Source organism: Kibdelosporangium aridum, from assembly GCF_900176515.1.
Taxonomy (GTDB): domain Bacteria; phylum Actinomycetota; class Actinomycetes; order Mycobacteriales; family Pseudonocardiaceae; genus Kibdelosporangium; species Kibdelosporangium aridum.
In genome coordinates, this window is the sequence record NZ_FWXV01000003.1 from 591596 (window position 1) to 612205 (window position 20610).

At 66.7% G+C, this 20610-nt stretch carries 16 protein-coding genes; 11 read left to right on the forward strand and 5 right to left on the reverse strand.

Features of this window, described 5'->3' with window-relative positions; translation table 11 throughout:
- The first annotated feature begins 75 nt into the window (after window positions 1–75).
- The 5 genes from B9C43_RS21730 (at window position 76) to B9C43_RS21750 (ending at window position 5496) form a co-directional block, all read left to right on the forward strand.
- The gene (locus tag B9C43_RS21730; RefSeq protein ID WP_235038754.1) at window positions 76–1017 is read left to right on the forward strand and encodes a Zn-ribbon domain-containing OB-fold protein; all 942 of its coding nucleotides are present in this window, start codon (window positions 76–78) and stop codon (window positions 1015–1017) included.
- 7 nt (window positions 1018–1024) lie between these two features.
- Window positions 1025–2077, forward strand: a complete 1053-nt coding sequence (locus tag B9C43_RS21735) for a thiolase domain-containing protein (protein WP_084428695.1) — start codon at window positions 1025–1027, stop codon at window positions 2075–2077.
- A complete protein-coding gene (locus tag B9C43_RS21740) occupies window positions 2077–3231 on the forward strand; it encodes a thiolase domain-containing protein (RefSeq protein WP_033381418.1) in 1155 nt (384 codons plus the stop codon). The genes B9C43_RS21735 and B9C43_RS21740 overlap by 1 nt, the downstream gene beginning before the upstream one ends.
- On the forward strand, window positions 3201–3917 hold the full coding sequence (locus tag B9C43_RS21745) for an SDR family oxidoreductase (protein WP_235038755.1): 717 nt from the start codon (window positions 3201–3203) through the stop codon (window positions 3915–3917). The genes B9C43_RS21740 and B9C43_RS21745 overlap by 31 nt, the downstream gene beginning before the upstream one ends.
- 79 nt (window positions 3918–3996) lie before the next feature.
- Window positions 3997–5496: a carboxylesterase/lipase family protein gene (locus B9C43_RS21750; protein WP_160096631.1), complete on the forward strand. Its 1500-nt coding sequence runs from the start codon at window positions 3997–3999 to the stop codon at window positions 5494–5496.
- A 229-nt stretch (window positions 5497–5725) separates the two neighbouring features.
- Here B9C43_RS21750 and B9C43_RS21755 read toward each other — a convergent pair whose 3' ends face one another.
- Window positions 5726–6949 (reverse strand): cytochrome P450, encoded by a 1224-nt coding sequence (locus B9C43_RS21755; protein WP_033381420.1) that lies wholly within the window; start codon window positions 6947–6949, stop codon window positions 5726–5728.
- 164 nt (window positions 6950–7113) lie between these two features.
- On the opposite strand from B9C43_RS21755, the gene B9C43_RS21760 reads away from it, so the two are divergent.
- Complete coding sequence (locus tag B9C43_RS21760) at window positions 7114–8232, forward strand: steroid 3-ketoacyl-CoA thiolase (protein WP_033381429.1); 1119 nt, start codon at window positions 7114–7116, stop codon at window positions 8230–8232.
- Here the strand turns inward: B9C43_RS21760 and B9C43_RS21765 are convergent.
- Together B9C43_RS21765 and B9C43_RS21770 are read right to left on the reverse strand one after the other, a co-directional pair.
- Window positions 8229–9134: an SDR family oxidoreductase gene (locus tag B9C43_RS21765; RefSeq protein WP_084428697.1), complete on the reverse strand. Its 906-nt coding sequence runs from the start codon at window positions 9132–9134 to the stop codon at window positions 8229–8231. The genes B9C43_RS21760 and B9C43_RS21765 overlap by 4 nt on opposite strands.
- Window positions 9131–9871, reverse strand: coding sequence for an SDR family oxidoreductase (locus B9C43_RS21770; RefSeq protein WP_084428698.1), 741 nt, complete (start codon window positions 9869–9871; stop codon window positions 9131–9133). The genes B9C43_RS21765 and B9C43_RS21770 overlap by 4 nt, the downstream gene beginning before the upstream one ends.
- A gap of 72 nt (window positions 9872–9943) precedes the next feature.
- On the opposite strand from B9C43_RS21770, the gene B9C43_RS21775 reads away from it, so the two are divergent.
- The 4 genes from B9C43_RS21775 to B9C43_RS21790 are packed head-to-tail and all read left to right on the forward strand — an operon-like array spanning window position 9944 to window position 13296.
- Entirely contained in the window at window positions 9944–10696 is a 753-nt protein-coding gene (locus B9C43_RS21775) for an enoyl-CoA hydratase family protein (protein ID WP_084428699.1), read from the forward strand.
- Window positions 10689–11510 carry a CoA transferase subunit A gene (locus B9C43_RS21780; protein WP_084428700.1) on the forward strand — a complete coding sequence of 274 codons (822 nt, stop codon included), beginning with the start codon at window positions 10689–10691 and terminating at the stop codon, window positions 11508–11510. Before B9C43_RS21775 ends, B9C43_RS21780 begins: the two co-directional genes overlap by 8 nt.
- Window positions 11501–12214 carry a CoA-transferase subunit beta gene (locus tag B9C43_RS21785; protein ID WP_084428701.1) on the forward strand — a complete coding sequence of 238 codons (714 nt, stop codon included), beginning with the start codon at window positions 11501–11503 and terminating at the stop codon, window positions 12212–12214. Before B9C43_RS21780 ends, B9C43_RS21785 begins: the two co-directional genes overlap by 10 nt.
- Complete coding sequence (locus tag B9C43_RS21790) at window positions 12211–13296, forward strand: NAD(P)H-dependent flavin oxidoreductase (protein ID WP_084428702.1); 1086 nt, start codon at window positions 12211–12213, stop codon at window positions 13294–13296. Before B9C43_RS21785 ends, B9C43_RS21790 begins: the two co-directional genes overlap by 4 nt.
- Here the strand turns inward: B9C43_RS21790 and B9C43_RS21795 are convergent.
- Both B9C43_RS21795 and B9C43_RS21800 read right to left on the reverse strand, forming a co-directional pair.
- Window positions 13228–14511 (reverse strand): M1 family metallopeptidase, encoded by a 1284-nt coding sequence (locus tag B9C43_RS21795; RefSeq protein ID WP_380141902.1) that lies wholly within the window; start codon window positions 14509–14511, stop codon window positions 13228–13230. The genes B9C43_RS21790 and B9C43_RS21795 overlap by 69 nt on opposite strands.
- Window positions 14508–18359, reverse strand: a complete 3852-nt coding sequence (locus B9C43_RS21800) for a Pls/PosA family non-ribosomal peptide synthetase (RefSeq protein WP_084428703.1) — start codon at window positions 18357–18359, stop codon at window positions 14508–14510. The genes B9C43_RS21795 and B9C43_RS21800 overlap by 4 nt, the downstream gene beginning before the upstream one ends.
- 202 nt (window positions 18360–18561) lie before the next feature.
- Here B9C43_RS21800 and B9C43_RS21805 point away from each other — a divergent pair, with 202 nt between their 5' ends.
- Window positions 18562–20553 (forward strand): NPCBM/NEW2 domain-containing protein, encoded by a 1992-nt coding sequence (locus B9C43_RS21805; RefSeq protein ID WP_084428704.1) that lies wholly within the window; start codon window positions 18562–18564, stop codon window positions 20551–20553.
- Window positions 20554–20610 lie beyond the last annotated feature (57 nt).

The window sequence follows — 20610 nt, forward strand, 5'->3', positions numbered from 1 at the left end:
ACGTGTTACAAGTCGAGACAAGGCCTGGGGCGGCGGAGGTTTGCCAGCCCAGCGATAACGTGTTTCACTTTCTGCGTGAGCCAGCTCAGCGCACCGCTCGACGTCGAATTCGACTACACCCGGTCGCTCGGCCCGGTCCTGGGCAGATTCATGACCGGCCTGCGGGACCGGCGGATCGAGGGCATCCGCGGCGACGACGGCCGCGTGCACGTCCCGCCGGTCGAATACGACCCGATCACCGCACGAAAACTCACCGAGTGGGTCGAGGTCGCGCCCGCCGGCACCGTCCAGACATGGGCGTGGGTCCCGGAACCCGACGACGGCCAGCCATTGGCGCACCCGTTCGCGTGGGCCTTGATCAAGCTCGACGGCGCCGACACCGCGATGCTGCACGCCGTCGACGTCCCGGGCCCTGAGCACATGAGCACCGGGATGCGTGTCCGGGTGCGGTGGGCGGCCGAACCGGTCGGCAGCATCCACGACATCGCGTGCTTCGAGCCCGGCGAGGCCGTGCAAACCGAGACCACGCAAGGCGAACCGGTCACGATGGTGACGACTCCTGTGCGTCTGCACTACATGCACTCCGCCTCGCCGGAGGAGACGCGATACCTCAACGGCTTGCTCGAAGGACGCCTGCTGGGGCAGCGATGTCCGAAGTGTCAGAAGGTCTACATTCCGCCGCGCGGCGCGTGCCCGACTGACGGCGTGCCCACAGTGGACGAGGTCGAGCTGCCGGATCGCGGCACGATCACGACCTTCTGCATCGTCAACCTCCCGTTCCTCGGTCAGCGCATCACGCCGCCTTACGTGACCGCGTACGTCTTGCTCGACGGCGCCGATATCGCCTTCCAGCACCTGATTCTGGGGTGCGAGGCCTCGGAGGTACGGATGGGCATGCGGGTGAAAGCGGTGTGGCGGCCCCGTGAGGAATGGCAGCCGTCGCTGGCCAACATCGACCACTTCGAACCGAGCGGTGAACCGGACGCGCCGTTCGAAACCTACTCCCAGCACCTGTGAGGCACCGGTGAGAGATGTCGCCGTAGTCGGCTTCGCCCAGGCACCCGCCGTCCGCCAGACACACGGCACCACCAACGGTGTCGAGATGCTCGTGCCGGTGTTCCATGAGGTGCTAGGCAACCTCGGCTTGTCCAAATCGGACATAGAGTTCTGGTGTTCCGGCTCGTCGGACTACATCGCGGGCCGTGCGTTCTCGTTCATCGCGGCCGTTGACGCGATCGGCGCGTTCCCGCCGATCAACGAGTCCCATGTGGAGGCGGACGCGGCGTGGGCGTTCTACGAGGCCTGGGTGAAGATCCAGACCGGTGAGGTGGACCTCGCGCTGGTGTACGGCTTCGGCAAGTCGTCAGCGGGCAAATTGCGGCGCGTGATGACCATGCAGCTCGACCCGTACACCGTCACTCCACTGTGGCCGGACTCGGTCAGCGTCGCCGGATTGCAGGCACGCGCCGGGCTCGACCAAGGCAAGTGGACCGAACAGCAGATGGCCGAGGTCGCGGTCCGCAGCCGTGCCGACGCGAAGTCGAACGCGTTGGCACAGCTCAAAGGCGACTACACGGTCGACGACCTGCTTGGCCAGCCGTATTTGGCGGATCCACTCCGCAAACACGACTGCGCGCCGATCACGGACGGCGCCGCCGCGATTGTCCTGGCAGCCGGAGACCGGGCGCGTGAACTGTCCGATCGCCCGGCCTGGGTCACGGGCATCGCGCATCGCGTCGATTCGGCGAACCTCGGCGGACGGGATCTGACCACGTCAGCGTCCACAGTGGGCGCTGCCAGGGACGCCGGCTTCGACAAGGTCGACGTCGCCGAGCTGCACGCGCCGTTCACCCACCAGGAACTCCTGCTCCGCCAGGAACTCGGGCTCAACGGGACGCGGATCAACCCGTCCGGCGGGGTGCTGTGCGGCAATCCCATGTTCGCGGCCGGGCTGATCAGGATCGGTGAGGCCGCCCGGCAAGTGAGCACCGGGCAGGCTGACCGCGCGTTGGCGCACGCCACCAGCGGTCCTGCGTTGCAACACAATCTGGTGTGCCTGATGGAGGGACGGGACTGATGGCCGGACAGCTGGCCGCGGTGATCGGGACCGGGCAGACGGACCACACCGCCAAACGGTTGGACGTCTCCATGGCCGGGCTGTGCCGTGAGGCGATCGACCGCGCTTTGGCCGATGCGAACGTCGAATGGGCGGACATCGACGCGGTCGTCCTGGGCAAGGCGCCGGACATGTTCGAGGGCGTGATGATGCCCGAACTGTTCCTCGCTGACTCGATAGGCGCCGTCGGCAAGCCGTTGCTCCGCGTGCACACCGCGGGATCGGTCGGCGGATCGACCGGGAACGTCGCGGCATCCCTGGTGCAAAGCGGGGTGCACCGCCGGGTACTCGCGGTGGCGTTCGAGAAGCAATCCGAGTCCAACGCCATGTGGGCGTTGTCCATCCCCACGCCGTTCACCATGCCGGTGCACGCGGGTGCAGGTGGTTACTTCGCTCCACACGTGCGCTCGTACATCCGTCGCTCCAACGCGCCGGAGCACATCGGTGCGATGGTCGCCGCCAAGGACCGGCGCAATGGCGCGTTGAACCCCCATTCACACCTGAAGCAGCCTGACATCACCGTCGAATCGGTCCGCGCGTCCAAGATGCTGTGGGACCCGATCCGCTACGACGAGACCTGCCCGTCGTCTGACGGCGCCTGCGCGATCGTCATCGCCGACGAGAAGACGGCAGGATCGAACGCCGCGTGGATCACCGCGACCGCCTTGCGCACGGAACCGACCACCTTCGCTGGCCGTGACCAGGTCAACCCGCGTGCCGGCCGGGACGCGGCGGCCGCGTTGTGGCGCCAGGCGGGCATTGACGACCCGCTCAACCAGGTCGACGCGGCCGAGATCTACGTACCGTTCTCCTGGTTCGAGCCGATGTGGCTGGAGAACCTCGGGTTCACCGCGATCGGTGAGGGCTGGAAGCTGACCGAGGCCGGTGAGACGGCGATCGGCGGCTTGCTGCCCGTCAACCCATCGGGTGGTGTCTTGTCGTCCAACCCGATCGGCGCCTCGGGCCTGATCCGCTTCGCCGAGGCCGCTATGCAGGTAATGGGCCGTGCCGGGGCCCATCAGGTGCCCGATGCAAGGGTGGCTATGGGTCACGCTTACGGCGGAGGTTCGCAATACTTCGCGATGTGGATAGTGAGCGCGAACAAGCCGACCTGACCCGTACGGTCATCGTCACCGGCGGAACAGGTGGTCTCGGCACCGCCGTGACCGCTCGATTCCTGCACGCCGGGTGGCGTGTGGTGGTGCCGTGGATCGCGCCAGGCGAGCTGCCCCGCCTACCCCGGCACGCGATGCTCGAACTGACCGAGACAGACCTGTTCGACGACCAAGCGGTCGCCGCCTGCGTCAAGCTCGCAACGAGTCGTGAGGACGCGCCGCTGGCGGCGGTGGTCAACCTCGTCGGCGGCTTCCACAAAGCGGGCCGCGTGCACGAGACGTCCATCGACGACTTCACGGCACAGCTGCGTCTCAACCTGCGCCCCACGTACCTCGCGTGTCACCACAGCATCCCTCACATGCTCAAGACAGGCGGGGCGATTGTGTGCGTGTCCAGCCGCGCCGCGCTGCGCCCGTTCTCCGGGGCAGCCGGTTACATCACCGCGAAGGCGGGCGTGCTGGCGTTGGTGGACACGCTGGCGGTCGAATACAAATCTGAAGGTATTCGCGTGAACGCGGTGCTGCCCAGCACGATCGATACAGCGGTGAACCGGGCGAGCATGCCGGACGCCGACTTCACCCGCTGGGTGCGCCCGGAGAAGATCGCCGACGTGATCCACTTCCTGTGCGGCGACGAGGCGAGCGCGATCACCGGGACCCACCTGGACGTTCCCGGTCGCGTCTGAGCGCATACGGTCCCGGACGTAGTCAGCGATACGCCTGTCCACCGACGACTCGCGACCCGAACGCCGGGATCTTATGCGTATGACTCTCAGAACGTTGACCATTCTCGCGGCGTTAGCCGTCGGACTTTCCGGCGGTACCGCAGTCGCGTCCGAAGTGGACACCCGCGTTCGAACCAGCGACGGGTGGCTGCAAGGAACTGCGACCGCCGACTACCGCAGTTTTCAAGGAATTCCTTACGCGGCACCACCAGTCGGAGACCTGCGTTTCCGTGCGCCGCGACCGGCACAGCCATGGCAAGGTGTTCGTGACGCCACCAAGCCAGGCCAACGATGCACCCAGTCGGATGGCGTTGCGGTTGTCGGCGGGGAAGACTGCCTGTTCCTGAACGTGACCACACCTCGCGCGGTGTCCGGCCGGTTGCCAGTACTGGTTTTCGTGCATGGCGGCGGACTCGTGACCGGGTTGGGCTCGGCCTGGAATCCACAGCGGATGGTCGGGCATGACGCCGTTGTCGTCACGCTGAACTACCGTCTCGGTGCGTTCGGGTTCCTCCACCATCCATCGCTGCACGACCCTTACGCGGGCAACTTCGGGCTCGCGGATCAGCAAGCCGCCTTGCGTTGGGTGCGGCAGAACATCGCCGCGTTCGGTGGTGACTCTCGTAACGTCACGCTTTGGGGGCAGTCCGGTGGTGGCGTCAGCGTCTGCTCGCAGCTGGCTGCTCCGGGCGCGCGGGGACTGTTCGACAAGGCGATCGTGCAGAGCGCTCCGTGTGGGAATTCAGTGCTTGACCGGGCGACCGCGACTGAGCGTGGACTGGACTTCGCTGCCTTTGCCGGATGCGCTTCCGAGGATTGCTTGCGCAACGCACCGGCCGAGCGCCTTGTCCGGCATTCCGACCGCGCCCAGACGTTCCGCGTACACCGCCACGCGTCCGACAAACCTTGGATGCCGGTAGCGGGGACTCCCTCACTGCCACTGCAACCGTTGACCGCACTGCGGTTGGGGATCGCGGCGGACGTGCCGTTGCTGCACGGCGGCACGAAGCATGAGATGCGCGCCCATGTCGCGGCCTCGTACGGCCCGGACGTCGACTACCCGACGGTCGTCCAGGACATGTTCGGCCAGGATGCTTCCAGGATCCTGGCGGCGTACCCGGCTAGCGACTATGCGACACCGGGCCTGGCACTGGCGACGGCCCTGACCGACTACGGCGCCATGGTCGGCGCCTGCAGTCAGCTACCCGCGCTCGACGCCGCAACCCGTGGTGCGCCGGTGTACGCCTTCGAGTTCGCCCAACCGAGCATTCGGTCGCTCCCGGGGTTCCCACCCAGTGCCGCCCACGGGGCCGACATGGACTACCTGCTCGACTTCCAGCCGCCGTCGTTCACCCCGGAACAGCAGGCGTTCGCGGAGCGGATGATCGGCCACTGGGTGGCTTTCGCCAAGACCGGTGATCCACAGTGGCCTGCCTACCAGCGTGGCACGTCGACCGCGCAGTCACTGGCGATCGCCGCGACAGGCCCGGTCGACCTGGCGACCGAACACCGCTGCGGATTCTGGCGATCCGTGCGCTGAAGTCGTTCCGGGGGCCGCCTCCGGCCCCCGGAATCCAGCCTATCGGCGGACACCGACAGTTCCACCGCCCACAAGATCCGCTGTTACCAGTTGTCCACACGCAACGGTTATGCACAGGCAAGCCGCTGCCACCCTTCCACCCCCGCCCTTCCCTGCAATAGCCTGAAATCAGGGGTCCCCCTGGATGGCGGGCGGGAGAAGGCGTGTGACTGGGAGCGGTGCCAGCGGCTCACGCGTAGGTGACGGGGAACTCCTTGATCCCGTTCAGCCATCCCGAGCGCAACCGGACCGGATCCGCGGCCATCCTGATGTTGGGCATGTGATCCGCGATCGCGTTGAAGATCAGGTCGATCTCCAGCCGGGCGAGGTTCGCGCCGATGCAGTAGTGCGCGCCCGTCCCGCCGAAGCCCAGATGCGGGTTCGGGTCACGGCCGATGTCGAAGGAGTGCGGGTTGTCGAAGACGTCGGGGTCGAAGTTGGCCGAGCTGTAGTACAGCCCGACGCGCTGGCCCGCCTTGATCTCGACACCGGCCAGTTCAGTGTCCACTTTGGCGGTTCGCTGGAAGACCATCACCGGGGTTGCCCACCGGACGATCTCGTCGGCCGTGGTGGCAGGGCGTTCGGCCTTGTACCGTTCCCATTGCTCAGGGTGCTGCAGGAACGCGTGCATCCCGTGCGTGATCGCGTTGCGCGTGGTTTCGTTGCCCGCCACGGCAAGCAGCAGCACGAAGAAGCCGAACTCCTCCGATGTCAGGCCTTCGCCGTCGATGTTGGCGTTCACCAACGTCGTCACGATGTCGTGCGCGGGACAGCGCTTCCTGTCCTCCGCCATGTGCCACGAGTAGCCCAGCAACTCGGCCGAGGCCAGTTCCGGTTGGGAGGCCGCCGGATCGTCGTACGAGATCATCCGGTTCGACCAGTCGAACAACTTGTGGCGATCGTCCTGCGGGACCCCCAGCAGCTCCGCGATCGCCTGTAAGGGCAGTTCACAGGCGACGTCGAGGACGAAGTCGCCGGTTCCCTCGGTGAGTGCGGTTTTCACGATTCGTTCGGCGCGATTCGCCAGCGCGTCGCGCAGGCTGTTGATCGCACGCGGGGTGAAGCCGCGCTGGACGATCGCGCGGGTCTTGGTGTGCTGCGGCGGGTCCATGTTGAGCATGATCAGCCGCTGCATCTCGATCTTCTCGCGGGTGATGTCGGGACCGAACCGGATGATCGCGGTGTTCTCCCACGTGGAGTACACATCCGAGTTTCGGGACACCTCTTTGACGTCACAGTGCCGGGTGACCACCCAGTAGCCGTCGTCGTCGAATCCGCAGTCCCGTTTCGGTGTCTCGTTCCACCAGACCGGGGCGGACCGGCGCAGTTCGGCGAACTCCTGGTGTGGTAGCCGCGTGGCATAAACGTCGGGATCGGTGAAGTCGAAGCCTTCGGGGATCCTGGGTTCGGCCACGATTGCCTCCTCGGGTCGCCCCCCACAACGGTGTGGAACACGTTCTACGACCGATTTAAGCATACACCGTTAACTCAATGAAAGACCTGCTGCGCCATCAGTATTGCTGATGGCGGGAACGTGTTCTATTTTTTGATCACGGACAGGCACAGGAGGTGCTCGGCGTGGGTCATCCGGTGATCGTCGAAGCGGTACGGACGCCGATCGGGAAACGCGGAGGTTGGCTGGCAGAGCTGCATGCGGCGGAACTGCTCGGCGCCGCGCAGCGGGCGGTGGTCGAGCGTGCCGGGATCGACCCGGTCTTGGTAGAACAGGTCGCCGGCGGCTGTGTCACCCAGGCGGGTGAGCAGTCCAACAACATCACCCGCACGGGTTGGTTGCACGCCGGCCTGCCGCACACCACGGGCTGCATGACCGTCGACTGCCAATGCGGCTCGGCGCAGCAGTCGGTTCATCTGATCGCAGGACTGATCGCGATGGGCACCATCGACATCGGCATCGGTTGCGGCGTCGAGGCGATGAGCCGCGTGCCGCTGCGATCGAACCTGGGTGTCGATGTCGGCAAGCCACGGCCGGACGACTGGGACATCGACCTGCCCAACCAGTACGAAGCCGCCGAACGGATCGCGGTGCGCCGGGGCTTCAGCCGCAAGGACGTCGACCAGTTCGGTGTCTGGTCGCAAGCCAAGGCGCGCAACGCCTGGGATTCCGGGCACTTCACTGCCGAAGTGGTTCCGGTCAAGGGCGTCACCCAGGACCAAGGCCTGCGCGACACGACACTCGAAGGCCTCGCGAATCTCAAGCCCGTCATGGAAGACGGCGTGCACACCGCGGGCACGTCGTCGCAGATCTCCGACGGCGCCGCCGCAGTGATGCTGATGGACGAGGACCGCGCTCGCGCCCTCGGCCTACGCCCACGTGCCCGCATCGTCGCGCAGACACTCGTTGGCGCCGAGCCGTACTACCACCTTGACGGCCCGGTTCAGGCAACCGCGCGCGTCCTTGAACGCAGCGGCATGAAGATCGGTGACCTCGACCTGTTCGAAGTCAACGAGGCCTTCGCCTCCGTGGTGATGTCCTGGACAAGTGTGCACAACCCAGACACTGACCGCGTGAACGTCAACGGCGGCGCCATCGCCCTCGGCCACCCCGTCGGCAGCACCGGCGCACGCCTGCTCACCACAGCCCTGCACGCGCTCGAGCGCCGCGACGAGACGTGTGCGCTCATCACCATGTGCGCGGGTGGCGCACTGGCGACCGCGACCATCATCGAGCGGATCTAACTCCCGTACACCGGCAGTGGTGCAGGGGCCTGCGCCAGCAGGTCCTTCACCACCGGGGTGAGTTCCCCCGGCGACCAGCGGGCGGGTTTGGTGGCGGTGGGGCCGGGAGTCCAGCCGGTGTTGAGGCAGATCCGGCCACCGTCCACTTCGAACACGCGGCCGGTCACCTCACGGGACTCCGTGCTGCCGAGCCAGACCACCAGCGGGGAGATGTTCTCGGGGGCCATGGCGTCGAAGCCCGCGTCGGGAGCGGCCATCGTCGAAGCAAACGTCTGCTCGGTCATCCGGGTCCGCGCAGCGGGCGCGATGGCATTCACGGTGACGCCGTAGCGCGCTAATTCCGCCGCCGCGACCAACGTCAGGGATGCAATGCCTGCCTTCGCAGCGCTGTAGTTGCCCTGGCCGACGCTGCCCAGCAATCCCGCGCCGGAACTGGTGTTGATCACACGGGCATCCGGCACAGTGCCGGACTTCGCCACCGAACGCCAATGCGCGGCCGCGTGCCGCAGAGGAGCGAAGTGGCCCTTGAGGTGCACGCGGACGACCGCGTCCCACTCCTCCTCGGCCATGTTCACCAGCATCCGGTCGCGCAGGAATCCCGCGTTGTTCACCAGGACATCGAGCCGGCCAAACGCTTGCAACGCTGTCTCGACCAACGCGGCGGCACCGTCCCACGAGGCCACGTCGTCGAAGTTGGCGACGGCCGAACCACCCGCGGCCTTGATCTCCTCGACCACCTCGGCAGCAGGGCCTGCAGACGCACCCGAGCCGTCCAGCCCGACACCGTAGTCGTTCACGACAACGGAAGCACCCTCAGCGGCGAACGCCAGAGCATGCGCACGGCCGATCCCTCGCGCCGCACCGGTGACGATGACAACGCGACCAGAACAGAGCTTGCTCAAGGCGTCTCCCTATTGAAGTAGACGGGCAGTTCACCCCCGCCGTGTACCAGAAGCGTCGCTCCGGTGACATAGGACGCCAGCGGAGAAGCCAGAAATACCGCGCACGCACCGACCTCCGACGGTTCGGCCAACCGTCCCAACGGGACAGCCGCCGTCGCCTCGTCCATGATCGGAGCGAACGCTTCTTCGGTGATGTCGGTTCGAACCATCCCGACACCGAGCGAGTTCACCCGGACCTTGGGCGCCCACTCCGCCGCCAGGCTCGCGGCGAGGTTGTTCACACCGGCCTTCGCCGCTCCATAGGCCACGGACTCCGGTGCCGGCCGAGATCCGTTGATACTGCTGATCATCACGATCGATCCGCCGGTGTCCTGCTCCTGCATGACCGCGTTCACGCGCTGCGACACCAGCAACGGCGCCACCAAGTTGAGCCGGATGACCGCTTCATGGAACCGGGGTGAAGCCGACGCGGTCTCGACGACCGGCGCGCCGCCCGCGTTGTTCACCAGGACATCCAGCCGCCCGTAGCGCTCGACTACCTGCGTCACCATGGCGTCGATCTGCGTGACATCCCGTATGTCACAGGCGATGAAGTCGGCGACCGGCTCAGCAGGTTCGGTACGGCCGCAGATCACCACGGTCGCACCGGCGGACTGAAACGCCCGTGTGATGCCAAGTCCGACCCCGCGCCCACCGCCGGTCACCAGGACGACCGACCCGTCGAGCGCGAGTTCCACTCCTGACTCCTTCTCTTGGGCACCAGGCCCTGATAAGTTACCAAGCAATCGCTAGGTTAGGAAGAAGGGTCCATGGGGATCACCAGCAGCCGGGCGGGTCCCGGCGTCACCCAGGTCACCATCGACTTCCCACCGGTGAACGCCCCGCCGGTGCAAGGGTGGTTCGACCTCGCCTCGGCGATCCTGGCCGCGGGCGACGATCCAGAGACACACGTGGTGATCCTTCGCGCCGAAGGCCGGGGCTTCTGCGCGGGCGTGGACATCAAGGAAATGCAGCGCACCGAAGGACATGGCGCCTTGATCGGCGCCAATCGTGGCTGCGCGGCGGCATTCGCGGCGGTGTACGACTGCGCGGTGCCCGTGATCGCCACTGTACAAGGATTCTGCCTCGGCGGAGGCGTCGGGCTGGTCGGCAACAGCGACATCGTGATCGCGTCCGACGACGCCTACTTTGGACTGCCGGAAGTGGACAGAGGTGCGCTCGGCGCGGCTACACATCTGGCGAGACTCGTCCCCCAGCATCTGATGCGAACGCTGTACTACACGGCTCGCACCATCGACGCGAAGCAACTGCACCACCATGGTTCGGTCTACGAGGTCGTGTCGCGCGAAGAACTCGACGATGCGGCGCTGAAACTCGCCGACGAGATCGCGGCCAAGGACACCAGGGTGATCCGGCGGGCCAAAGAGGCGATCAACGGGATCGATCCGCAGCCGGTGCACCGCAGTTACCGCTACGAGCAAGGGTTCACGTTCGAGCTGAACTTGACCGGCGCCTCGGACGAGGCACGCGACGCTTTCATCAACGGAGCGAAAGATGCGTGACAAGCGGATGACGCCAGCCGACGTGGTGGCGGAACTGTCCGACGGGATGACCATCGGCATCGGCGGCTGGGGCTCGCGCCGCAAACCGATGGCGCTCGTCCGGGCGATCCTTGACTCCCCGCTGAAGAACCTGACGATCGTGTCCTACGGCGGCCCGGACGTCGGATTGCTCGCCGCGGCGGGCAAGATCCGCAAACTCGTCTTCGGGTTCGTCTCGCTCGACACTGTCGCCTACGACCCGTACTTCCAGAAGCTGCGGCAAGAAGGTGACCTTGACGTCACCGAACTGGACGAGGGCATGTTCCAATGTGGACTTCTCGCCGCCGGCCACCGGCTGCCCTTCTTACCGATCCGGGCCGGGCTCGGCTCGGACGTGATGCGGACCAACCCCGAGCTGCGTACGGTCAAATCGCCCTATGACGGCGAAGAACTCGTGGCCATGCCCGCGTTGCACCTGGACGTCGCCCTGGTCCACATGAACCGGGCGGACCAGCACGGCAACGCCCAATACCTCGGCCCAGACCCCTACTTCGACGACCTGTTCTGCCTTGCGGCCAAGCGTCGGTACGTCTCCTGCGAGAAGATCGTGGACACGTTCGAAGGGCCCATGCAGACGTTGCTGCTGAACAGGATGATGGTCGACGGCGTGGTGGAGACGCCCAATGGCGCGCACTTCACCAGCTGCGTGCCGGACTATCCCCGTGACGAGCAGTTCCAGAAGCTCTACGCCGAGGCGAACTGGGATTCCTTCGCGGACCGGTTCCTCACCGGCGGCGAACGCGGCTACCAGGAGGCGGTGCAGGCATGGCGGTGACCCGAGCCGAAGTGTGCGTCGCGGCCTGCGCGGACCTGTTCGCGGGCGACGGCGAGATCCTGGCAAGTCCCATGGGTTTGGTCCCGAGTCTCGGTGCCCGGCTCGCCAGGCTGACCGCCGAGCCCGACCTGCTGCTCTCCGACGGCGAGGCGTATCTGCTGACGCCCGAAGGCAAAATCGAAGGCTGGCTGCCGTACCGCAAGGTGTTCGACGTGGTCGCGCACGGCACGAGGCACGTGGTGATGGGCGCGAACCAACTCGACAAGTTCGGCAACCAGAACATCTCCGCGATCGGTGACCACCGCAAACCGAGCAGGCAGTTGCTCGGCTTCCGCGGCGCACCGGGCAACACGGCGAACCACAAGACCAGCTACTGGATTCCGAGGCACAGCAAGCGAGTCCTGGTCGACGCCGTCGATGTCGTCTCGGGTGTGGGCTATGACAAGTACGCCGGCCCGTTCCACCACATCCACCGTGTGGTCACCAACCTCGCGGTGTTCGATTTCGACACGCCGGACCGCCGGATGCGCCTGGTGTCCGTCCACCCGGACGTCGACATCCAAGAGGTGTACGACCAGACCGGCTTCGAACTGCCCGAGTACGAAGAGCCCTCGATCACCCGGCAGCCGACCGAGCAAGAGCTTGATCTGATCCGGACCGTGCTGGATCCGGACGGCAAGCGGGAACGCGAGGTGCGGGTGTGAAAACCGCCCTCACGCGACTGGTCGGCGTCGAGCATCCGGTGGTGCAGACCGGAATGGGCTGGGTCGCCGGGCCCAGGCTGGTCGCGGCGAGCGCGCAAGCGGGCGGTCTCGGCATCCTCGCGTCGGCCACGATGACCTACGAGGAGCTGGAAAAGGCCATCGCCGAAACGAAAAGCCGCACGGACAAACCGTTCGGGGTGAATCTCCGATCGGACGCGGTCGACGCGGGTCAGCGGATCGACCTGCTGATCCGGGAGAACATCCGGGTCGCATCCTTCGCCAGGGCACCGAAAGCGGATCTGATCAAGAAGCTCAAGGACGCGGGCACGCTGGTCATCCCGTCGGTCGGAGCAGTAAGGCACGCCGAAAAGGTCGCGGCCTGGGGTGCCGACGCGGTGATCGCCCAGGGTGGCGAAGCGGGCGGCCACACGGGATCCGTGGCCACGACGTTGCTCATCCCGTCCGTTGTGGACGCCATCGACATCCCGGTGATCGCAGCGGGCGGCTTCTTCGACGGCCGAGGTCTTGCGGCGGCATTGTCGTACGGCGCTGCCGGAATCGCGATGGGCACGAGGTTCCTGCTGACCAAGGAAAGCACAGTACCCGACGAGGTCAAGCAGCTCTACCTCAGCAAGGGCCTTGACGGAACTGTGGTGACGAAACGGGTTGACGGCGTTCCGCATCGGGTGCTGAAGACGGAACTGGTCGAGAAACTGGAGAAGTCCGGCCGGGTGAGCAGCCTCTTGCACGCCATCCGGAACGCGGCGAAGTTCAAGAAGCTCAGCGGCTTGTCGTGGTCATCGATGGCCCGTGAAGGGTGGTCGATGCGCGGTGACATGTCGCTGGCCCAAGTCGTCATGGCGGCCAACACTCCGATGTTGCTGCGCGCGGGCCTCGTCGAAGGCCGGACGGACGCGGGCGTACTGGCCGCGGGACAAGTCGTGGGCAAGCTCGACGACCTGCCCGCGTGCGCCGATGTGATCGTCAAGACGGTGGCCGAGGCCGAACGGATCCTAGCCGAGCTCGGGCAGCCGGGCCTGGTGCAGCCAAGCAGTGAACAGGCTGTCAAGCGGGCGCGGTGAATGCCGCTGAGCGTGCTCCTTGAAGTCCTCAATGGTCACTGAGCCGTGCCGGTGCCGCGCGGTCCATTCGCGCAACATCTCGAAGAACGCCGCGTCGCCGAGCCGCAAACGCAAGGCGTGCACGGCAAGCGCGCCGCGCTTGTACAGCAGATCGTCGAACATCCGCTCGACACCGGGATCGGCGAGTACCAGATCCTGCGGCAGTTTGGCCAGCCTCGTCCAGGTCGCCCGCGCCAACGCGTCGGCGGACTGGCCGCCGGAAGCCTGCGACCACAGCCATTCCGAGTAGGCGGCGAAGCCTTCGTTCAGCCAGATCTGCCGCCAGTCGGCGATCGACACGCTGTTGCCGAACCATTGGTGCGCCAGTTCGTGTGCCACGAGACGTTCGAAGCCGCGGCGACCGTCGATGTGGTTGGCCCCGAAGATCGACATGCCTTGGGCCTCGATCGGGATGTCCAGCTCGTCGTCGGTCACCACAACGGTGTACGCGTTGAACGGATAGGGGCCGAACATCCGCTCGAACGCGACCACCATTTCGGACTGGCGCCCGAAGTCGTGTGCGTAGCCTTCGAGCAGGCGCAACGGAAAAGCAGCTCGCAACGGTACCTGGTCGTCGGCCCGCTCGATGTACTCGTACCGTCCAATTTGGATGGAGGCGAGATAGGTCGCCATCGGTTCGGGCTGGAGGTAGACCCACGTGGTGGTCGAAGCCCCGACCCGGCCGTCGATCAGGTCGCCGTTCGCGATCACGCGGTAGGGCGAGGCCGTGGTGACTGAGATCCGATATGTCGCTTTGTCGCTCGGGTGGTCGTTGCACGGAAACCATGACGGCGCACCAATTGGCTGGCTGGCCACCAGCACGCCGTCCTCGAGCTGGTCCCAGCCGAGCTCTCCCCAGTGCCTGGTGTTGATGGGCACCGGGTTGCCGACGTAGCGCACCTCGACGGTGAACTGCCTCCCGGCGGCGACCTTCGCCTGCACGGTCAGCTTGTGCCCGCGGTGCACGAACCGGGTCGGCTTGCCGTTCACCAGCACCCGGTTGACCTTGAACGAGCTGAGATCGAGCGCGAACCGCGTCAGCGCCGTGCGCGCGACCGCGGTGATCTTGGCTCTGCCCGACAGTCTGCCCGCGGCGACCCGGTAGTCCAGCTCAAGGTCGTAGTGCTCGACGTGATAGCTCGGGTCGCCGTGCTCGGGCAGGTACGGGTCGATCACGACCTGACAGTAGGCCACGCGGAGATCGGATTGCCAAGCCACCTGGTGTCGGCTGGGACACCTTCGCCGCGCATCACCAGTGACGCGGGGCCGACCGTGGTGCGCGCACCGACCTTGGCGCCGGGCAGGATGATGCCGTGCGGGCCGAGGGTCGAGCCGTCGTCCATGAGCACCTCGGACATGCTCATGATCCGGTCGTGGAACAGGTGTGTCTGCAGCACGCAACCGCGGTTCACGCTCACGCCGTCGCCCAGCGACACCAGGTCTGCCTCAGGCAGCCAGTACGTGTCGAGGTAGACGCCACGGCCGATCTTCGCGCCCATGGTCCGCAGCCAGCCGTTCAGCAGCGGCGTGCCGGTGGCCGACGAGATCAGCCACGGTCCGGCGACCACCTCGACGAATGTGTCCGCGAGCTCGTTGCGCCACACGAACGAGCTCCACAGCGGATGCTCGACCGCACGGAACCGCCCGACGAGCAACCACTTCGCGGCCGTGGTCACCGCGCACGCGACGAGCCCGGCGCCCAGCAGCACACCGCCAGACAGCAACGTGGCCACGGCCCAGCCGAACTGGCTGACGAGGCCCTCGAACGCGGCCAGGACAAGCACTGCCAACGCGACACCGGCCATGACCGGGATGACGCGGCACATCTCAACCAACGCCCTCGCCACAACGAGACGCTTGGCGGGTTCGAACGTCCGGCTGCTGTCTCCCTCGGCGACGGTCCGCCGTAGCTTCATCGGCGGCATACCGAGCCACGACGACCCCGCCTTGGCACGCTTGGGCGTCGCGGACAGCACGCCAACGAGACCACCGTTCGGCACAGCACGGCCCGGCGCGGTCATCCCCGAGTTACCGAGGAACGCCCGTTTGCCAACACGCGCTTCGCCGATCCGTATCCAACCGCCTGCGAGTTCGTATGTGGCGACCATGGTGTCGTCGGCCAGGAACGCGCCGTCGCGGATGGTCGTCATCTTCGGGATCGCGAGCACGGTCGACGCCTCGACCCGGCGCCCGACCTTCGCACCGAGCAGCCGCAGCCACACCGGGGTGAACAGGCTGGCGTACATCGGGAACAGCAGGATCCGGGACAGGTCCATCAGCCGCTCGGTCGCCCACGCCTGCCAGCCGATCCGGCTGTGCACGGGGTGATGACCGGCGCGTAGCCCGATGCCGAGCAGCCGCACGGACACCAGGATGAGCGCGGCGAAGCTGCCCATCGCGGCGAGCGTCGCGAGCGGTACGGCCGTCAGCACACCGGACAAGCCACCGTCGAGGAACGCCGACAAGACCAGAAGGCCAGGCACCGCACCGAGAACCGGGAACATCCCCATCACCAAGGACGTGATGCCGTAGGCAATGACCCAGCGCAGCTTGCGAGGCGCCCGAGCCGACGGCCACGACCGTCCAGGCTTACCCGACTTGACCGCCGGAGCACCGGCCCACCGCTGACCGGGCCGGACCGCGCCCATCACGGCCGAACCGGGCGCGATCTCGGCGCGCTTGCCGACACGGGCGCCCGGGAAGAGCGTGCTGCGCGCGCCGATCGTGGCACCGGCGCCGATGCGGATCTTGCCGATGTGCAGGCGGTCGCCGTCCATCCAGTAGCCGCTCAGGTCGACCTCGGGTTCGACCGCGCTGGCCTTGCCGAGTTTCAGCATCCCGGTGATCGGGGGCAGCGAGTGCAGGTCGGCGCCGCGGCCGATCTTGGCGCCGAGGGCGCGGGCGTAATAGGTGATCCACGGTGCGCCGGACAGGTTCGAGACGCCGGTCAGCGCGGCGATCCGCTCGGCCGTCCACAGTCGCAGGTGGACGCCGCTGCCACGCTTGTACTTCCCTGGCTTCAAACCACGCAGCAGCAACCGCGCACTGCCCGCCGCGATGCCCAGGCGGCCGAGCGGACTGACGAACGCGACCCAGCCGAGCGCCACCCACCACCAGGAAATCGTTGGTGCCCAGGTGAACCCGAGCATTGCCAGGACGTTGTTGATGGCGGCCAGAGCGACGATCCAGCGCGCGCCGACGACCGTCAGCAGCGGCACCATCAGCGCGGTCTGGGCCAGCGCGAAGCCGCGCGGCGTCGGCTCGACAGTCCGGCTCGTGGTCTCCGCGACGCCCAGTTCGTCCAGGCGCTTGGCCATCTGCCCCAGCTTCGAGTGCTGGTAGACGTCACTGACCGACAGGCCCGGGTACTGCTGGCGGACAAGGGAAACCAGCTGCGCGGCACCGAGGCTGCTGCCGCCGCGGGCGAAGAAGTCCTCGTCCTCGTTGTCCACGCCGATGCCGAGGATCTCGGTCCACTGCTCGGCCAGCCAGCCCGCCGTACCGGACAGCTCCGACGTGACGGTCTTCAGCGGCCACGGCAGCGCGTTGCGGTCGACTTTGCCGGACGTCCGCGTCGGCAGCGTGTCCACAACGGCAAGCAGCGGCACCAAAGCCGCAGGCAGCGCCGTACGCAGCCGCTCCAACGCATCGGCTTCGTCGAAGTCCTCGGCCACCACGTAGCCAACAAGCAGTTGGTTGCCCGCCTTTGTCTTGCGCACGGCCGCGGCGGCACCGGCGACGCCGGGCAGCGCCTGCAGAGCGGCGTCGACCTCGCCCAGCTCGATCCGCCGGCCACCCAGTTTGACCTGCTCGTCGGCGCGACCGACGAACAACAGGCCCTCGGGCTCGGCTTTGACCAGGTCACCGCTGCGGTACGCGCGGTCCCAGCCCAGCGAGTCCAGCGGGGCGAACTTCGCGGCGTCCTTCTCGGGGTCCAGGTAGCGGGCCAGGCCGACGCCGCCGATCACGAGCTCGCCGATCTCGCCCATCGGCACGGGCTTGCCGACCTGGTCGACGACGGCCAGGTCCCAGCCGTCCAGCGGCAGGCCGATCCGCACGGGGCCTTCACCCGTCAGCTGCGCGGCGCACGCGACGACCGTGGCCTCCGTCGGGCCGTATGTGTTCCATACTTCGCGGCCCTCGACGGCCAGGCGTTCGGCCAGTTCAGGCGGGCACGCCTCGCCACCGAAGATCAGCAGGCGGACCTCGTCGAGCGCCTCGACGGGCCACAACGCGGCGAGCGTCGGCACCGTCGACACGACGGTGATCTCGCGCTCCAACAGCCACGGGCCCAGGTCCATACCCGTACGCACGAGCGCGCGCGGCGCGGGAACGAGGCACGCGCCGTACCGCCATGCGAGCCACATCTCTTCACATGAGGCGTCGAACGCGACCGACAGACCTGCGAGGACACGGTCTTCCGGTCCGATCGGTTCTTCCTGCAAGAACAACCGGGCTTCGGCGTCGACGAACGCGGCGGCACTGCGGTGGCTTACGGCAACGCCCTTGGGTGTTCCAGTCGACCCGGAGGTGAAGATGATCCAGGCGTCGTCGTCGGGTCCGGGCCCGGTGCCGCAGCGCATGGGCGCACCGATCGGCCGGAACTCGCCCTGCGAGCCGATGACCGCGCAGACCTTGGCCTCGGCCCAGACCAGTTCAGCGCGCTCATCGGGGTCGTCCGCGTCGACCGGGACGTACGCGGCACCGGCCATGAGCACCGCGAGGATGGACAGGTACAGCTCTGCCGTGCCGGACTCGACGCGGATACCGATACGGTCCCCCACGCCGATGCCTGCGGCCGCGAGGATGTCGCGCCGCGCCTCGACCTCGGCCATGAGCTGGCGGTACGTCAGGACGGCCGTGCCGTCGTCGAGAGCCGCCGCGTTGGGGTGCTGCCGGGCCGTCGCGGCCAGGATGTCGACGAGGGTGCGCGTGGGCGGCGTTACTCCACCCGAGTACAGGATTGAGGGGTTCTCAACCGTTCCGGAATCAAGCAGTAGCTGACTTTCGTCCAGGACGGTCATCGAACTCCTGTCGTCAAGTAGTAGGCCGACCGAGAAGCATAACGAATCGGTGAACCAAAGGCCTGCGGATGTGGGCGCAATCTCGAGCGTGTCGAGAAGACGTCGGATCTTCCTCCTTTCGCATCTAGCCAGAACTCCCAGATGACGGTGTGATAATGGTGGTTTTTGTTTGATTCTGTTGGACATTCAACGGTGAGGTCCGATGACTCTGAAACGCGTGACCGTGGCAGCGGGCGTTGGCCTGCTGCTCGCCGCCTGCGTCGGCATCCCGCAGGCGTCCGCCGCCGTCACTCCGGGTGACGGACTCGCTCTGACGCCCCCGATGGGCTTCAACAACTGGAACTCGACCCACTGCCGGGCAGAGTTCAACGAGGCGATGATCAAGGGCATCGCCGACATCTTCGTGTCCAAAGGCCTGAAGGACGCGGGCTACCAGTACGTCAACCTCGACGACTGCTGGGCCCTGCCGCAACGAGGCCCGGACGGCAACCTCGTCCCCGATCCCGTGCGATTCCCCAACGGGATCAAGCACGTCGCCGACTACGTGCACAGCAAGGGCCTGAAGTTCGGCATCTACACCAGCGCGGGCACCATGACGTGCAACGAGAACGGCTTCCCCGGATCACTGGGCTACGAGCAGCAGGACGCCGACCTGTTCGCGTCCTACGGCGTGGACTACCTGAAGTACGACAACTGCAACAACCAAGGTGTCGACGCCAAGCAGCGCTACATCGCCATGCGCGACGCACTCGCCAAGACCGGCAGGAAGATCCTGTACTCGATCTGCGAGTGGGGCGAGAACAAGCCGTGGGAGTGGGCCGCGGATGTCGGGCACATGTGGCGCACCACGTACGACATCAGCGACAGCTACAGCAGCATGCTGGGCATCGCCAAACAGAACTGGGCACTGGCCGAGCACGCCGGGCCTGGCCGGTGGAACGACCCGGACATGCTCGAAGTCGGCAACGGCGGCATGTCGGGCATCGAGTACCGGTCGCACTTCAGCCTCTGGGCGATCATGGCGGCTCCGCTTCTGATCGGCAGCGACCTGCGCAAGGCGACCCCGGAGACGTTCGAGATCCTGAACAACCGCGAGGTCATCGCGGTCGACCAGGACCCGCTCGGCGTCCAGGGCAAGCCGATCAAGTCGGCGAACGGGCTGCACGTGTTCGTCAAGCCGTTGCGCAACGGCGACAAGGCGGTGTTGCTGTTCAACGAAGGCGAGCAGCAGAGCCGGATCTCGACGTCCGCCGCCGAGATCGGGCTGCCACGTGCGGCCGGGTACAAGGTGCGTGACCTGTGGGAACGGACTGACCGGCACACCGCGGGCGAGATTTCCGCGACCGTGCCGCCGCACGGCAGCGCGATGTTCCGGGTGAGCATGGACCCGCGCTGGGCCGCGTATCCGTCCTTTGTTGAGGCGTCCGTGGACACTGCGACCGTCTACCCCGGCGCCCTTCCACTTGTTCGCCCTGGCCACGACACCACGGTGACCACGGCCGTGGCCAACAACGGCCGCCTGCCTGCCGTGCAGGTCGACGCCTCATTGGCGGCACCGGCCGGGTGGAGTGTTCAGGCGGGTTCCCCGTCGTCTCGGCTCGTGCTGCGCACCGGGCAGTCACTGAGTACCAAGTGGACAGTGAAGGCACCGGCCTCGGCCAAGCCAGGGTCTTATTCGTTGCAGGTCAACGCCAAGTACCAACCTGGCGGGACTGCTTCGTACGCGTTGCAAGTCGTGGTGCCGCAACCCGCGCCCCGCACCGGCTTCTTGTCCGACTTCCCATGGTTGCGTACCACGAACGGCTGGGGCCCGGTCGAGATCGACAAGAGCAACCACGAAGCGCAGGGTGGCGACGGGAACCCGATCACCATCCAGGGTGTGCGGTACGAGAAGGGCTTCGGTGCGCACTCGCCCGGCGTCATCGAGTACTACGTCGACGGGAAGTGCACGTCAGTGACCACGGATGTCGGCATGGACGACGAGCAGGACCCGAAAGGCTCGGCGAACTTCGAGATCTGGGCCGACGGCCGCAAGGTCACCGAGAGCGGCGTGCTGACCAACCTGATGCCCGCCAAGTCGCTGTCGGCGGACATCACGGGTGCGATCCTTGTCCGGTTGATCGCCGCCGACGGCGGTGACGGCAACAGCAACGATCACGCCGACTGGGCGGATACTCGAATCACCTGTTCCTAAGACCCGATGTAATCGATTACATTCGGACCTCGCCGCCCGGATTGTCCTGGACGTTCT